The organism is Methylobacterium oryzihabitans, assembly GCF_004004555.2.
Lineage (GTDB): Bacteria > Pseudomonadota > Alphaproteobacteria > Rhizobiales > Beijerinckiaceae > Methylobacterium > Methylobacterium oryzihabitans.
The window spans coordinates 135,414-151,193 of record NZ_SACP01000010.1; the positions used below are offsets into that span (position 1 = coordinate 135,414).

General features: G+C 73.3%; 11 protein-coding genes. 6 read left to right on the plus strand and 5 right to left on the minus strand.

Annotated features, from left to right (window positions below):
* The first annotated feature begins 7 nt into the window (after positions 1–7).
* Together EOE48_RS12135 and EOE48_RS12140 are read left to right on the plus strand one after the other, a co-directional pair.
* The gene (locus EOE48_RS12135) at positions 8–703 is read left to right on the plus strand and encodes a response regulator (protein WP_127729291.1); all 696 of its coding nucleotides are present in this window, start codon (positions 8–10) and stop codon (positions 701–703) included.
* On the plus strand, positions 700–1,965 hold the full coding sequence (locus EOE48_RS12140) for an ATP-binding protein (RefSeq protein WP_127729293.1): 1,266 nt from the start codon (positions 700–702) through the stop codon (positions 1,963–1,965). The genes EOE48_RS12135 and EOE48_RS12140 overlap by 4 nt, the downstream gene beginning before the upstream one ends.
* A gap of 113 nt (positions 1,966–2,078) precedes the next feature.
* Here EOE48_RS12140 and EOE48_RS12145 read toward each other — a convergent pair whose 3' ends face one another.
* Together EOE48_RS12145 and EOE48_RS12150 are read right to left on the minus strand one after the other, a co-directional pair.
* Positions 2,079–2,618 (minus strand): peroxiredoxin, encoded by a 540-nt coding sequence (locus tag EOE48_RS12145; RefSeq protein ID WP_246154224.1) that lies wholly within the window; start codon positions 2,616–2,618, stop codon positions 2,079–2,081.
* A gap of 45 nt (positions 2,619–2,663) precedes the next feature.
* The gene (locus tag EOE48_RS12150; protein ID WP_127729295.1) at positions 2,664–4,148 is read right to left on the minus strand and encodes an MDR family MFS transporter; all 1,485 of its coding nucleotides are present in this window, start codon (positions 4,146–4,148) and stop codon (positions 2,664–2,666) included.
* 275 nt (positions 4,149–4,423) lie between these two features.
* Between EOE48_RS12150 and EOE48_RS12155 the strand changes: the two genes are divergently transcribed.
* The 3 genes from EOE48_RS12155 (at position 4,424) to EOE48_RS12165 (ending at position 11,415) form a co-directional block, all read left to right on the plus strand.
* The gene (locus EOE48_RS12155) at positions 4,424–7,399 is read left to right on the plus strand and encodes an ATP-binding protein (RefSeq protein WP_127729297.1); all 2,976 of its coding nucleotides are present in this window, start codon (positions 4,424–4,426) and stop codon (positions 7,397–7,399) included.
* 10 nt (positions 7,400–7,409) lie between these two features.
* Positions 7,410–7,967 (plus strand): PAS domain-containing protein, encoded by a 558-nt coding sequence (locus tag EOE48_RS12160; protein ID WP_127729299.1) that lies wholly within the window; start codon positions 7,410–7,412, stop codon positions 7,965–7,967.
* A gap of 70 nt (positions 7,968–8,037) precedes the next feature.
* On the plus strand, positions 8,038–11,415 hold the full coding sequence (locus EOE48_RS12165; RefSeq protein ID WP_246154225.1) for a CheR family methyltransferase: 3,378 nt from the start codon (positions 8,038–8,040) through the stop codon (positions 11,413–11,415).
* A 564-nt stretch (positions 11,416–11,979) separates the two neighbouring features.
* Here EOE48_RS12165 and EOE48_RS12175 read toward each other — a convergent pair.
* The 3 genes from EOE48_RS12175 to EOE48_RS12185 form a co-directional block, all read right to left on the minus strand.
* A complete protein-coding gene (locus EOE48_RS12175) occupies positions 11,980–12,363 on the minus strand; it encodes a hypothetical protein (RefSeq protein ID WP_127729303.1) in 384 nt (127 codons plus the stop codon).
* A gap of 222 nt (positions 12,364–12,585) precedes the next feature.
* Positions 12,586–13,506: an aldo/keto reductase gene (locus EOE48_RS12180; protein ID WP_127729305.1), complete on the minus strand. Its 921-nt coding sequence runs from the start codon at positions 13,504–13,506 to the stop codon at positions 12,586–12,588.
* A 66-nt stretch (positions 13,507–13,572) separates the two neighbouring features.
* The gene (locus tag EOE48_RS12185) at positions 13,573–14,457 is read right to left on the minus strand and encodes a helix-turn-helix domain-containing protein (RefSeq protein WP_127729307.1); all 885 of its coding nucleotides are present in this window, start codon (positions 14,455–14,457) and stop codon (positions 13,573–13,575) included.
* 146 nt (positions 14,458–14,603) lie between these two features.
* Between EOE48_RS12185 and pobA the strand changes: the two genes are divergently transcribed.
* Entirely contained in the window at positions 14,604–15,779 is a 1,176-nt protein-coding gene (gene pobA / locus EOE48_RS12190) for a 4-hydroxybenzoate 3-monooxygenase (protein WP_127729309.1), read from the plus strand.
* Position 15,780: the final 1 nt, after the last annotated feature.

The window sequence follows — 15,780 nt, forward strand, 5'->3', positions numbered from 1 at the left end:
GACCGCGATGGCCGAGAAACTCCTCATCGTCGACGACGACCGGCGGCTCGCCGCCATGGTGTCGGAATACCTGATGGGGGAGGGCTACGCGGTCACCGCCCGCTACACGGCCCAGGACGGCCAGGAGGCGCTGCGCCGCGAGACCTTCGACGCGGTGATCCTCGACGTGATGCTGCCGGACCTCGACGGGTTCGAGACCTGCCGGCGGATCCGCACCCACTCGACGGTGCCGATCCTGATGCTGACCGCCAAGGGCGACGACACCGACCGCATCATCGGGCTAGAGATCGGCGCCGACGACTACCTGCCCAAGCCCTTCAACCCGCGCGAGCTGCTGGCGCGGCTGCGGGCGATCCTGCGCCGGCAGCGGGCGCCCGAGGCGGTCGCGGCGCTGGATTTCGGCCGGCTGCAGATCGACCCGGGCTCGCGCAGCGTGCTCATCGACGGGGTCGAGCGGCGGCTCACCAGCCACCAGTTCGACCTGCTGCTGGCCTTCGCCACCCATGCCGGCCGGGTGCTGACCCGCGAGCGGCTGATGGACCTCGTGCGGGGCGAGGAGTTCGACGCCTTCGACCGCTCGATCGACGTCCACGTCTCGCGCCTGCGGGCGGTGATCGAGGACGACCCGCGCCATCCGCGCCGGCTCATCACCATCCGGGGCGCCGGCTACGTCTTCGCCCGCCAGCAGGACGCCGAGCGGTGAGGCTCGCCCGCCGCACCCTGTTCTGGAAGATCTACCTCACGCTGCTGGCGAGCCTGTTCGGCGTCGCCTTCGCGATGGGGAGCCTGTGGTGGGCCCTCGGCGAGTCGCCGCGGCAGCGCTGGGAGACGCTGCAGGCCCGCCTCGCACCGCAGATCGAGGCCCTCGGCCGGGCTCCGGAGGGCGCCGAGGCCGAGGGCGAGGTCCAGCGGATCGGCGACGCGCTCGGCGCCGACCTCGCGCTCTACGACGAATCCGGCGGGCTGATCGCGGCGCGCGGGCGCCGGGCGGTCCTGCTCGGCCGGGACCGCCCGGGCCCGTCGATGCACTGGGTGATGCGGGTCTCCCTGGCGCAGGGCCGGACGCTGCTGGCGAGCTTTCCGCCGCCGCGGCGCAACCGCATCGCCGCCATCGCGGTGCTGGCGCTGCTGGTCGCCGCCGGCATCGGGCTCGCGGCGTTTCCGGTGACGGCGCGGCTGACCCGCCAGCTCGAACGGCTGCGCGCCGGGGTCGCCCGCTGGGGCGACGGCGATCTCGGCGCCCGCATGGACGAGCGCGGCAACGACGAGGTCGCGGCGGTGGCCCGCACCTTCAACCTCGCGGCGGCGCGGGTCGACGGGCTGCTCGCCTCGCAGCGCACCCTGCTCGCCAATGCCAGCCACGAGCTGCGCTCGCCCCTGGCGCGCCTGCGCCTCGCGATCGACCTGTGGGACGGCGATCCGTCCGGCCCGGCGCGCCGCGAGATCCTGCGCAACCTCGCCGAGCTCGACGCGCTGGTGGAGGAAATCCTGCTGTCGAGCCGGCTCGACCACGCCCGCACGGCGCCGCGGTCCGGCCTCGACCGGACGGGGAGCGTGGACCTGCTCGGGCTCGCCGCCGAGGAGGCCGCCCGTGGGGGTGCCGAGATCGAGGGCGAGGCGGTGAGCGTCACCGGCGACGAGGTGCTGCTGCGCCGGCTGCTGCGCAACCTGATCGAGAACGGCGCCACCCACGGCCGCCCGCCGGTGCGGGTCGCGGTCGCGCCCGAGGGCGGGGCGGCGGTCGTGGTGGTGTCGGATGCCGGCCCCGGCATCGCGCCGGCGGAGCGCGAACGGGTGTTCGAGCCGTTCTACCGCCCCCGCGGCCGCGACGAGGCCGCCGGCGGCTGGGGGCTCGGCCTCGCCCTGGTGCGCCAGATCGCCGAGCGCCACGGCGGAAGCGCGGCCTGCGAGGCGGCGGCCGGCGGCGGCAGCCGCTTCGTGGTGCGGCTGCCGCGGGAGGCGTAAGGGCCGGGCTCAGCGGACGAGGCGTTGGCGGGCCAACGCTTCGTCCGCTGAGGTTGTGGTGTCGCAGATTTTTGTCGAAAAACCGGCAGCCACTTTTGCGAAATATGCTCAGGTCACGCCGCCGGCCGGTCGCGCAGGTAGGCCAGCATGGTGCCGGCATCCGAGAGTTGCAGGCCGACGCCCGGCGGGTCGTCGCGAAACCCCGGCTCGACGAACATCCGGCGGATTCGGCCGTCCTCGACATGCATGGAGTAGCGCCAGGAGCGCATCCCCATCCCCTGGCGGCCGCGCTTGACCAGCATGCCCATCTGGCGCGTGAAGTCGCCGTTGCCGTCGGGGAGCATGAATACCTGCTCGATGCCCTTGCTGCGCGCCCACTGGTACATGACGAAGGCGTCGTTGACCGACAGGCACACGACCCCGTCGATGCCGAGGGCGGCGAAGTCGCCGGCATGCTGCTCGTAGCCGGGCAGGTGGTCGTCCGAGCAGGCCGGCGTGAACGCGCCGGGAACCGCGAACAGCACGATGTTGCGGCCGCCGAACACCTCCGCCGAGGTGAGGTCCTTCCACTCGAATGGGTTGGGGCCGCCGAGGGCGTCGTTCCTGACGCGGGTGTGGAAGGTGACGTCCGGGACGGTATCGGGCTGGATCATGACGGGCCTCGGGGCAGGGCGGCGGCGAGCGCGGCGGCAGCGAGTTTACCCCCGGGGCGGCGGCGCCGCCACGGCCGGCCTCGCCACGGTCTCGCCGCCCGCGACCTGTCCCGCCGGCCGGTGCCCGCTAATTTCGGCGCCTGCATCGGGGGCGAAGCGCAGGTTCCAGATCGTCGCGGTGAGCGAGATCGCCGTCACGACGAGGAAGGCGGCGGAGAAGTCGGCCAGCGTCGGGCGAGCGTGGCCGCCGAGCCGCATCGCGAGTTCGAGGGCGCCGGCGGCGACGCAGATGCCGACCGACAGCATGAGCTGCTGGAACGTGGTGTAGAAGCTCGTCGCCGCGCTCATCCGCCGGGCCGGAATCTCGGCATACGCGACGGTGTTGTAGGCGGTGAACTGGAACGACATCAGGAAGCCGCAGACCCCCAGAACCGCGACGATCGCCGGGTGCGGCCAGTCGGGACGAAAGAGTGCGCAGACCGCGTAGCCGAGGCTCGCCAGCACGCCGTTGACGATCAGGCTGGCACGGAAGCCGAAGCGGCGCAGGAGCCGCGGCGCCAGGGTCTTCATCGACAGCGAGCCGACCGCGGTGGCGAGCGTCAGCGACCCGCTCTCCGCCGCCGACAGGCCGAAGCCGAGCTGAAGCATCAGCGGCAGCAGGAACGGCTGCGCGCCCTGTGTGATCCGGGTGAGCGAGCCGGCGATCACCGACAGGCGGAAGCTCGGCACCCGCATCAGCGACAGATCGAGGATCGGGTGCTCGACCCGCCGCGCATGCGCGACGTAGGCGGCCCCCGCGGCGAACCCGGTCCCGAGCAGGGCCGCGACGATCCACGGCTCGGCGGCGTGGCTGGTCAGTTCGAAGCCGAAGAACAGCGTGCCGAGAGACAACCCGGACAGGACGAGGCCGCGCCAGTCGAAGCGCCCGGGGGCGTCGCCGCGCACCTCCTCGATGTAGCGCGACACCAGGACGATGCCGACGAGCCCGATCGGCAGGTTGATGAGGAAGATCCAGCGCCAGTCGAAATACGTGACGATGAAGCCGCCGAGCGGCGGGCCGAGGATCGGCCCGAGCAGGGCCGGCACCAGCAGCCACGACATCGCCGAGACCATGTGGCGCCGCTCGACGCTGCGCAGGAGCACGAGGCGCCCGACCGGCATCATCATCGCGCCGCCGAGTCCCTGGACGATCCGCGCCGCGACGAAGGCCGGCAGGGACGGGGCGAGGGCGCAGAGCAGCGAGCCGAGGGTGAACACCGCGATCGCCGCGCGGAACACCGTGCGCGAGCCGAAGCGGTCGGCGACCGTGCCGCTCGCCGGGATGAACACCGCGAGGCTGAGCAGGTAGGCGGTGAGCGCGACGCTCATCGCCGGCGCCCCGACGCCGAAGTCCCGCGCCATGGTCGGGAGCGCGGTGGCCAGGATGGTGGCGTCGAGCAGCTCCATGAACATCGCGCCCGCGACGATGAGCGCGATGGTGCGATAGCCGCGCTTCGGAGCCGGGACCGCCTGATCGGGATGCGTGGTCATCGTACCGCCACCGCCATGGACCGCCGCGGCGGTTCGGCAGGGATCCCGGGTCGGATCGGCCCGGGGCGTCGTGCGCGCGGCGAGGGGAGGGACGGGCTCGGCCGGTCCCGGCGGGTTGGTAGCACGGGTGGGCGGGGCGGGGCATGCAAACGCGGCCGGGCTGGCATGTCGGGCCGGGTCGCGGAGCCCCCGATCCCGGCCGAAGTGTCGCACCCGCCACGCGGCGCGATCCATGCGAGATCATCGGCCCCGCCCGCGCCGGGCCGGAGCCGCGCATGACCCAGCGTTCGCCCTATCGCTTCCTCGCCGTCCGCATCTGGGCCGGCGTGCTGGCGACCTGCGCGGCGCTCGCCGGGATCACCGCCTGGACCGACTGGCGCGACTACGAGCGGGCGGTGCAGGACATCCGCACCGCCGCGGCCACCGCCGCCCAGGCCCTCGACCAGGATGCCAGCCGGCTGCTCTCGGCGGTGGACATGGTCCTCTCGGCCGCCGCCGCCCGGGTCGACATGCACGCGGCGGGGGCGAGCGACGCCAACACCCGCGCCCTGCTCGACGGGCTGATGCGCCGCGTCCCGGCGGTCACCGACCTGCGGGTGCTCGACGGCAGCACCGGCGCGCCGCTCTTCGTCCACGGCCGGCAGGCCACGGCGGAGGACGCCGCCCTCCTCGCCGACATGGCCGCCCATCCCGGGGAGGCGTTCTGGGTCGGGGCGCCGCTGCCCTCCGAGACCGGCTGGCACGTCAGCGTCGCCCGCCGGATCGCCGCCCGCACCGGCGACGCCCCCCTCGTGGCGGTGGCGGACCTGGCGCTCGCCGAATTGCAGCGCTTCTACGCCAGCCTCGATCTCGGCGCGCAGGGGGCGGTGACGCTGATCCGCACCGACGGCATGCTGCTGGTGCGCGACCCCTACCTGCCCGAGCAGGTCGGCGCCGCCCTCGCCGGGGGCGAGCTGATGCGGGCCGCCGGGAAGGCCAGGGCCGGCTTCGTCGAATCCAACACCTCGCCGCTCGACGGCGTCGCGCGCACGATCAGCTTCCGGCGCCTTCCCGGCGCGCCGCTGGTGGTCGCCGCCGGCATCGCCCGGCACGAGGCCCTGGCGCCCTGGCGCGCCGGCATCCGCCAGGACGTCGTGCTGGTGCTGGCGGTCAGCCTCGTGCTGGTCGGCCTCGGCTTCGGGCTGACCCGGGTGCTGGCCCGCCACGCCGGCCTGGAGGCCCGGGCCCGGGAGGCGGCCGGGCGGCTGGCCGCCGAGGAGGCCCGCTACCGGCTGCTGGCCGAGAACACCAGCGAGCTGATCGTGCTCGCCGACGGGGACGGGCGCTGCGCCTACGTCTCGCCGGCGGTCGAGCGGCTGCTCGGCTACGGTCCGGAGGCGTTCGCCGCCGCCCCCCTGCGGCTGGTCCATCCCGCCGACCGGCCGGCGCTCCAGGCGGTGCGCCGCCTCGGGCCCGAGGTGTCCCAGGTCACCGTCGTCTGCCGCGCCCGCCGGCGCCGCGGCGGCCTCGTCTGGCTGGAGGGCGTGGTGCGGCGGGTGCCCGCCGCCCCCGGCGGGCCGACGCTGCTCGCGACCTTCCGCGACGTGAGCGAGCGCCAGCGACAGGCCCGCGACCTCGAGGAGGCCCGCATCGCCGCCGAGCGGGCGAGCCAGGCCAAGACCGACTTCCTCGCGGCGATGAGCCACGAGATCCGCACGCCCCTCAACGGCGTGCTCGGCTACGCCGACCTGCTGCTCGACGATGCGGGCCTCGCCGCCCACCAGCGCCGCTACGCCGAGCGGATCGGCAGCGCCGGGGCGGCGCTCCTCACCGTCGTCGACGACATCCTCGACGTCTCGCGCATCGAGGCCGGGGCGATCGACCTCGCCCCGGCGCCGTTCTCGCCCGAGGGGCTGGTCGACAACGCGGTCTCGATCGTGCGCGGCATGGCCGAGCGCAAGGGCCTCGCCCTCGAGGTCAGCCTCGACCCGCGCCTGCCGGCCTTCGCCACCGGCGATGCCGACCGCCTGCGCCAGATCCTGCTCAACCTGCTCAACAACGCGGTGAAGTTCACCCGGGCGGGCCGCGTCTCGCTGCGGGTCTTCCCCGACCCGGACGGTCCCCCCGACGCCCTGCGGTTCTGCGTCGAGGATACCGGCATCGGCATCGACCCGGCCCATCACGGCCGGCTGTTCCAGCGCTTCGGCCAGCTCGACCCCTCGATCCGGCGCGAGTTCGGCGGCAGCGGCCTCGGGCTCGCGATCTGCCGCAGCCTCGTTTTGATGATGGGCGGCGAGATCGGGGTCGAGAGCCAGCTCGGCGAGGGCGCCCGGTTCTGGTTCAGCCTGCCGCTGCCGCCGGCCGAGGCGCCGGTGCCGGCCCGCGACGCGCCCGGCCGCGTGCCGGCGCCGCCGGCGCGCGTCCTGCTGGTCGAGGACGTGGCGATCAACCGCGACCTCGCCCGGCTGGTGCTGGAGGCCGAGGGGCACGCCGTCGACGTCGCCGAGGACGGCGCCGGGGCGGTGCGGATGGTGCAGGCGCGCGCCTACGACCTCGTGCTGATGGACGTGCAGATGCCCGGCATGGACGGCATCACCGCGACCGAGATCATCCGCGCCCTGCCGGGGCCCGAACGCGCGGTGCCGATCGTCGCCATGACGGCGAACGTGCTGCCGGCGCAGGTCGAGGCGTTCCGTGTCGCGGGCATGGACGGCCATGTCGGCAAGCCGTTCAAGCGCCACGAGCTCGCCGCCGCGATCGCGGCCCACCGGGCGACGGACGCCGCGGCCGCGCGCCCGGCCGCCCCGGTCCCCGAGGCGGCGCACGACCGGGAGGCGTTCGCGTCGCTCGCGGGCCTGCTCGGCCCCGAGCGGCTCGCCGCGATGCTCGACCGGCTCGCCGACGACCTCCGGCGGCGCTTCCGCGGCGACGACCGCGGCGCGCTCGCCCGCGACGCCCACGCGGTGGTCGCGGCCGCCGGCCTGCTCGGCTTCACCGCCCTGTCGGAGCTGTGCCGCAACCTCGAGGAGGCGTGCGAGGCCGGGCGCGACGTCACGGCCCTGCGCGCCGATCTCGGCCGCCGCCGCGGCGCTGCTTTGACGCATCGGCGGCGCCGGAGCGGAGGCCGGCGGCGGTTGCCATCCGGCGCGGGTTTATCCATGACACTTTCGAAGGCCGGACCTCGCGCAAGGGGAACCGGGCGCCCCGGCATCATCCGCCGGAGCCGTTCGGCAGGCCTGGACGCCGCGCGGCGTCGCCCAGGGGGGCGGTGAAGGATCGACGGTGCACACGCAGACCATCCCGGACGAAGTCAGCCGGTACATCGCTCAGTCGCATATCGCCCTCGCGCTCGGTGCCGCCGAGGACGACAACCCCCTGCTCCTCGTCAACCAGCCCTTCCGCGACCTCACCGGCTACGGCGAGGAGGAGGTCGTCGGGCGCAACTGCCGCTTCCTCCAGGGCGAGGTCGAGAACCGCGAGGCGCGCGAGCGGATCCACGCCTTCCTGAACGGCGAGCGGCAGACGGTGCGCACGACGATTCTCAACTTCCGCAAGGACGGCCGGCCCTTCGTCAACCTGCTCTACATGTCCAAGCTGCGGGACCTGTCCGGGACGGTGCGGTACCTGTTCGCGTCCCAGTTCGACGTCAGCCGCTCGCAGCCCGACCTGCTCGCCGCCTACGATGCCGATCTCGGACAGGCGATCTCGCGCCTCGGCGCGGCCTTCTCGGAGAGCGACCTCGTCATCGAGGGATCGCTGACGACGATCGCCAACACCGTCGCGACCGTCGCCCAGGCCAAGCTCACCCTCTCGGATCTCGATGGAACAGGATTTCCTTGACCGTCCCGGAGGGGCATCCCCCTCCGACACGACCGGCGGCGCGGGGACCGCGCCGGCTTTCGGCGGCCCCGTGGTCGGCATCGGCGCCTCGGCGGGCGGTCTCGAGGCCCTGCGCGAGATGCTGTCGCGGGCGCGGGCGCCGACCGGCATGGCGTTCGTCATCGTCCAGCACCTCGACCCCAACCACGAGAGCATGCTGGCCCAGCTCCTCGACCGCCACACAGACCTCGAAGTGCTGCAATGCGAGGGCGGCGAGCGGATCGGAGGCGACCGGGTCTACATCATCCCGCCGGGCCGCGGCCTCGCCATCCAGAGCGGCGTGCTGGAACTGACCCAGTTCGTGCAGCCGCGGGGCCTGCGCCGCCCGATCGACGACTTCTTCCTGTCGCTCGCCGTCGACCAGCAGGCCAACGCCGCCTGCGTGATCCTGTCGGGGACCGGGGCCGACGGCACGACCGGCTTGCGCGCCGTCAAGGAGCACGGCGGCGTCTGCGTGGTGCAGCAGCCCGAGACCGCGCGCTACGACGGCATGCCGCTCTCGGCGGTCGGCACCGGCCTCGTCGACTTCGTCCAGCCGCCCGGCGAGATCGTCGACTGCCTCGCGGCGTTCTTCCGCCGCCGCGGCTCGGAGGGCGGCGAGGACGAGACCGGGCAGGTCGCCGACCATCTCGACGACCTGTGCCGGGTCATCCGCAGCGCGGTCGGCCACGATTTCTCCGGCTACAAGCGCACGACGCTGGCGCGGCGGGTCGAGCGGCGCATGCACGTCCTCGGGCTCGAATCGGCGCGGACGTACCTTGCCCGCATCCGCACCGACCGGGCCGAGTGCGAGGCGCTGTTCCGCGACCTGCTCATCAACGTCACCCGGTTCTTCCGCGACGCCGAGGCGTTCGAGATCCTGCGTGAGCGCGCCATCGAGCCGCTGCTGCGCGGGCGCGACCCGGACGAGGACATTCGGGTCTGGATTCCCGGGTGCTCCAGCGGCGAGGAGGCCTACAGCATCGCGATGCTGTTCGCCGAGGCGGCGCGACGCCTCGACCTGACGCCCGCGGTGCAGATCTTCGCCACCGACATCGACGAGCGCATGCTGCAGATCGCCCGCGAGGCGAGCTACCCGGCCGCGGCGCTCGCCGACATCCCGGCCGCCCTGCGCGAGCGCTACGTCGTCCCGCACGCCGAGCGCTTCACCGTCGCGGCCGAGATCCGCGACCTGATCCGGTTCTCCAGCCACAGCCTGGTGAAGGATCCGCCGTTCTCGCGCATCGACCTCGTGTCGTGCCGCAACCTGCTGATCTACTTCGACGACCGGTTGCAGCAATCGGTGCTGCCGCTGTTCCACTACGCGGTGCGGCCGGGCGGCTACCTGTTCCTCGGCCCGTCCGAGAGCGTGAGCCGGTTCGAGCAGCTGTTTCCGGCCATCGACCAGCCGGCCCGCCTGTTCGAGCGCCCGCCGGGCTCGCCGAAATACCCGATCGATCTGCCCGGGGGCCTGCGCCGCGGCGAGTCCCGGCCGAGCGCCGGCGGCGACCGCAAGGCCGGCGCGATCGCCGACGAGACCGCCGCCGTGCGCCGCGTCGTCGAGCGCTACGCCCCGCCCAGCATGGTGCTGAACGAGGACGGCGGCATCATCGCCGCCTACGGGCGGCTGAGCCGCTACTTCGACTTCCCGGTGACGCGGGCGGGGGGCAGCAGCGCGATCACCCTGGCGCGGCCGGGCCTGCGCGACGTGATCGGCCCGCTGCTGCGCCAGACCCGCGACGCGCGCAAGCGCGTGGTGGTCCGCGACGTGACCGTGACCTCCGACTACGGCGAGCAGCAGATCGAGCTGGTCTGCGACCCGCTGCCGGACGCCACGATGCTGCTCGTCCTGCGCGAGAGCGGCGCCTTCCGCCCGTCGAGCGATCCCGACCTCGTCGAGATGGATGCCGGCGGCGACCACGTCGAGGCGCTCGAGGAGGAATTGCTGCGCACCCGCTACAAGCTGCGCTCGACCGTCGAGGAGCTGGAGACCACCAACGAGGAGCTGAAGAGCTCCAACGAAGAAATGATGTCGATGAACGAGGAGCTTCAATCGACGAACGAGGAGCTCTCCACCGTCAACGACGAACTCAAGACCAAGATCGATCAGCTCACCGTGGCGAATGCCGACCTGCGCAACTTCTTCGAATCGACGGACCTCGCGGTGGTGGTGGTCGACCGCGAGCTGAAGGTGCGCAGCTACACCGGATCGGCGACGGCGATCTTCCCGCTGAAGCCCGGCGACCGGGGACGGCCGCTCGCCGACGTGGCGAGCCGGCTGCCGGACCGGGACTACCTCGACGACGCGCAGGCGGTCTGCGACGGCGCCGGGGTGATCCAGCGCCGCATCACCACCCGCGACGGCGAGCGCACCCTGTCGCTGCGGGTGCTGCCCTACCGGCTGCAGAACGGCGGCGTCGACGGCGCCACGCTGGTGCTCACCGACATCACCGAGGCGCTCGCCCTTGAGCGCCAGCTCGCCGCCGAGCGCGAGCGGCTCGACCTCGCGATCCGGGCGGGCGGAATCGGTGTGTGGGAATACATGCCCGACGGCGACACGATCGTCCTCGACGCCACCGCCGGCGCGATGCTCGGCCTCGGGGCGGATGCGCACCCGGTCGCGACCGTCGCCGCGCGGATCGCCCCCGGCGACCGGCCCGACTTCGAGGCCGCCCTCGTCGATGCCGCCCGCGGCCTCGGCGACTTCGAGGCCCGCTTCCGGGTGCCGACCGAGCGGCAGGCGCCGCGCCACGTCCGCAGCTACGGCCGGCTCATCGCCGGCAGCGCGCCGCGGCGGATCGTCGGCGTCTCGCTCGACGTGTCCCCCGAATACGCGCTCGCGGAAACCCGCGACCTGATGCTGCGCGAGATGAACCACCGGGTGAAGAACCTATTCGCGATCATCGGCGGCATGATCTCGGCAGGCGCCCGGTCGCACCGCCGGATCGACGTGTTCGCCGCCGACATGCGCGAGCGGATCTCGGCGCTGGGCCGTGCGCATTCGCTGTCCGATCCGGCGAGCGACCAGGGCATGAGCGACCTCGCCGACCTCGTCCAGGCGACGCTGCTGCCCTACCGCGAGCACGTCCCGGTCGCGGTCGAAGGGCCGGCGGTGCGGATCAACTGGCGCCACGTCACGTCGCTGGCGATGATCCTGCACGAATGGGCGACGAACTCGATCAAGTACGGCGCGCTGGGCTCGGACGACGGCCGGCTGGCGGTGACCTGGGCGCGGGAAGGGGACGGCGTGGTGCTGGACTGGCGCGAGAGCCTGACCCGCCTCGGCGAGCCGGCCCCGGGCCGCGGCTTCGGCACGCTGCTGGTCGAGATGTCGCTGCGCCAGCTCGAAGCCTCGATGCAGCGCTCGCACGACGGCGGCGAGTACCGGGTCGTGCTGCACCTGCCGGCGCTGGTCCTGACGGAGGATTGATACCGACGGCCATTGAAAATGACCTTTGGTTCCATTTTCGAATTCTCGCCAAGGCTCTGGCTTGGTGCCGAAAATTCGAGATGAGTCAACGGCCCCGTCGATCTCGGGCCTGCCCGAGATCGAGTCGATGCGTCAGCATCTCGGGCCGTTGGTATGAGTTCGTCACCGGCCTATCCGTCCCTTGCGGATGAAACGGGGTGGCGCCTCGGTGAGCCCATGTCTGTCATGATGAACTCGGGCCCTCTCCTCTCCCCGCGGGCGGGGAGAGGGCTTCATCCCCCTTGTCGGGGATGAAGCGAGCGCAGGCGAAGCCGGAGCGAGGGTGAGGGGGTGGTTCCGGAGGAGCCACATCCGGCCTCGCCCCCTCACCTTCGGCTGCTGCCTCGCTTCGTTGACGGCAAGGTCAACGAAGCCCTCTCCCCGCAAGCGGGGCGAGGAGAACGCGCGCAAGCCACCGAGCCCCTCCTGCCGGATTCAGAGACCCAAAAAATTCACCTATAAACATAGATAAATAGAGCCGGTTTCTATTTAGGCCGCCGGGTCGCCCGGCGGCGGCGAGCGCGGTCAGTCCGCCTGGGCGACGCGGGCGGAGCGGCGCTGGGCGACCCAGCGGCCGGTGCACAGGGACGACACGGTCCAGGTGCCGGAGCCGGAATTGGCCTGGAGCCGGCCGGAGGCGGCGCCCTGGGCCGCGCCGTTGCGGACGTTGAGGCCGACGCTGCCGTCGCGGCCGATGCGGCCGGTGATGGTGGCGCCGCCGTCGCTGGCGGCCAGCCGCACGTCGCCGTCGCGGATCGACAGGGCGTAGCTGTAGCTGCTGTCGCACAGGCCCGACTCGGTCACCAGCCGGACATTCCAGGTGCCGTCGAAGCCCTGCATCTCGGCCCGGGCCGGAGCATGGAAGGAGAGAACGCCCGCGCCGAGCGCCGCGATGAGTGCCGTCTTCATGCAGATCCCTACGATCCGCCCGGGCGCTGCCCCGGCGTTTTCGCGGCCGGAGAGATCGCTCCGCCGCTGCGTTGTCGAAGATGTTTGGTGCCGGGATATGACAACGCGACGGCGGCGGCAATATGGCGGGGGAACCCGGAAAGACTTGGCACGTTCGCGGCGGTTCTCCGTTCGACGGCGGCTCAGCTTGCCTGCGGCCGAGCTTGGACTTCGGCGTCGGCGCTACCCGGCCGTCATCCGCCGCCGCAGGTCGGCGTCCGGCAGCGGCCCGGTGGCGGCGCGCAGATTCGCCGCCATGTGGGCGGGGTCGGCGGTGCCGGGAATCGCGCAGGTGACGGCGGGATGGCTCAGCACGAACTTCAGCAGGATCTCGGCCCAGCTCGCGCAGCCGAGCGCCGCGGCGTAGTCGGGCAGCGGCCGGTTGCGCAGCCGGCCGAGCAGCCCGCCGCCGCCGAACGGCCGGTTGACCAGCACCGCGACGCCGCGCTCGGCCGCGAGCGGCAGCAGCCGCGCCTCGGCGGCGCGGTCGTCGAGGGCGTAGTTGATCTGGAGCACGTCGAGGCGCTCGGCCCGCAGCACCGCCTCGACCTCGTCGTAGGCGCTCTCGGTGTAGTGCGAGATGCCGAGATAGCGGATGCGGCCCTCCTGCTTCCACTCCCGCAGCACCGGCAGGTGGGTGCGCCAGTCGAGCAGGTTGTGGACCTGGATCAGGTCGAGGCGGTCGGTCCGGAAGTGCCGCAGCGATTCGCGCATCTGGGTCAGGCCGGCCTCGCGCCCGCGGGTCCAGACCTTGGTCGCCAGGAAGGCCCGGTCTCGGCTGCCGGTCTCGGCGAGCAGGTCGCCGGTCACCGCCTCGGCCCGTCCGTACATCGGCGAGGAATCGATCACCCGCCCGCCGCCCTCGAACAGGGTGCGGACCACCCCGGCCAGCGGCGCCCGCTCGGCCGCGCCGGACCCGACGTCGAAGCCGCGCCAGGTCCCGAGGCCGATCGCCGGCAGGCTCTCGCCGCTCGACGGGATCGGGCGCCGGAGCGGGCTGTCGCCGGCGCTCGCGGCGCCCGTCGCCAGCGCGGCCGGCACCGCGAGGGCGGCGTGCAGGAAGCCCTGGCGGGTCAGGCCCCGGTCCCGGATCTCGGTCGTCATCGTGCCTCTCCCTGAACGCGGCTGGCACAGCGCCAACGGCCGGGACGCCGGGGCGATCCTTCCGGGCTACGCTCCGCGCCGCTCGCGGAACTCCCGCGGCGACGATCCGGTGCCCTTGGCAAAGAAGCGCGAGAAATAGGCCGGGTCGCTGAAGCCGAGGGCGTAGGCCGCCTCGGCGATGCCGAGATCGGAATAGAGCAGGGTGCGCTTGGCCTCGACGAGACGGCGGTCGCGGATCAGCCGGGCCGGGCTCGCCCCGGTCGCAGCCCGGCAGGCGGCGCGCAGGCGCGCCTCGGTCACCCCGAGGTCGCGGGCGTAGTCGGCGAGCGGACGCTCGCGGCGGTGATGCGCCTCGACCAGCTCGCGGAACCGCGCCGCCAGCAGCGCCTGCGGGCCCGGCTGCACCGCGGCGCCCCCGGCGCCCTGCGCCGCCCGCAGGCCGGCGACCAGCAGGATCAGCAGGTGGCCCTCGACCGCCGCCCGCCGCCCCGGCGCCGCCCAGGCGAGTTCGCGGGCGATCTCCGCCACCGCGTCGCCGACCGACGGCTCGCCGTCGCCGAGCGGGATCGCCGAGGGCCGGGCGAACAGGCCGGCGAGGTCCGGCTCGCGCCGGCCGAGGTCGCGCAGGTAGCGGTCGGACAGGGTCAGCACCGAGCCTGCCGTGGCCTCGGCGAAGCCGAAGCCGTGGGCGGTGCCCGCCGGCACCGTCAGCAGGCAGGGGGCGGCGAAATCGAGCGTGTCGGCCTCGGCCCGCATCGCGCCGCGGCCGGTGTGGATGTGCAGGAGCTGATGCAGCCCGGAATGCACGTGCGGGCGGATCGTCCAGCGGTTCGGCCGGCTGCGATCGTCCAAGGCTTCGAGGTGCAGGAATCCGTCGTCGACGTCCCGCGGCGCCTCCCCGTAGAGGAAGAAGTGCGGCACGGCAGGGGCTTGCGGGGGCGAGGCGGGCATCGGCGGCGGGCTCGCGGACGGGGGCGGCGCGTTCGGAGAATCCAAGTTATTCGCCGCGGCGTCCATCGTCATCCGGTTCTCGCGCGGGCAGTCTCGCCGCATGAGCCGCCGCGCCCGCGATGGCGGCCCGCAGGGATGGAACTCGCATGCGCACGCAGGTCGCGATCATCGGCGCCGGACCGGCCGGCCTCTTCCTCGGCCACCTCCTCGCCCGCGCCGGCATCGACGCGGTGGTGCTGGAACGGCGCACCCGCGACTACGTCGAGGGCCGGGTCCGCGCGGGGGTGCTGGAGCAGGGCACCGTCGCGCTGATGGCCGAACTCGGCCTCGATGCCCGCCTGCGCGACGAGGGGCTGGTCCATACCGGGACCAACATCGGCTACGACGGCGAGATCTTCCGGGTCGACATGGCGGCGCTCACCGGCGGCTCGGCGGTGACGGTCTACGGCCAGCAGGAGGTGATGCGCGACCTGTTCGACGCCGCCGAGGAGCGCGGCGTGCGCATCGTGTTCGAGGCCGAGGACCTCGTGCTGGAGGACATCGCCGGCTCGTCGCCCTCGGTGCGCTACGTCCGCCACGGCGAAGCCCACCATCTAGCCTGCGACTACGTGGCGGCCTGCGACGGCTTCCACGGCGTCGGGCGCGGCGCGATCCCGGCCGACGTGCTGAAGGTGTTCGAGCGGGTCTATCCGTTCGGCTGGCTCGGCATCCTGGCCGAGGTGCCGCCGGTCAACCACGAGCTGATCTACGCCAACCACGAGCGCGGCTTCGCACTCGCCAGCATGCGCTCGCCGAGCCGCAGCCGCTACTACGTCCAGGTGGGGCTGGACGAGCGGATCGAGGACTGGTCCGACGACCGCTTCTGGGACGAGCTCGCCCTGCGGCTCGGGCCCCAGGCCGCCGCCGGCCTCGTGCGCGGCCCGTCCTTCGAGAAGAGCATCGCGCCCCTGCGCAGCTTCGTCGCCGAGCCGATGCGCTACGGCGCCCTGTTCCTCGCCGGCGACGCCGCCCACATCGTGCCGCCGACGGGCGCCAAGGGCATGAACCTCGCGGTCTCCGACGTGCGGATCCTGGCCGAGGCCCTGGTGCGGCACTACCGCGACCGCGACCCGGCCGGTCTCGACGGCTACTCGGCCCGGGCGCTGGCCCGGGTGTGGAAGGCCGAGCGGTTCAGCTGGTGGTTCACCGGCCTCACCCACCGCTTCCCCGACATGGACCCGTTCGCCCGCCGGATGCAGGTGGCGGAACTGGCCTATATCCGCGGCTCGCAGGCGGCGCAGACGGTGCTGGCGGAGAACTACGTCGGGCTGCCGCTGGCGTAGG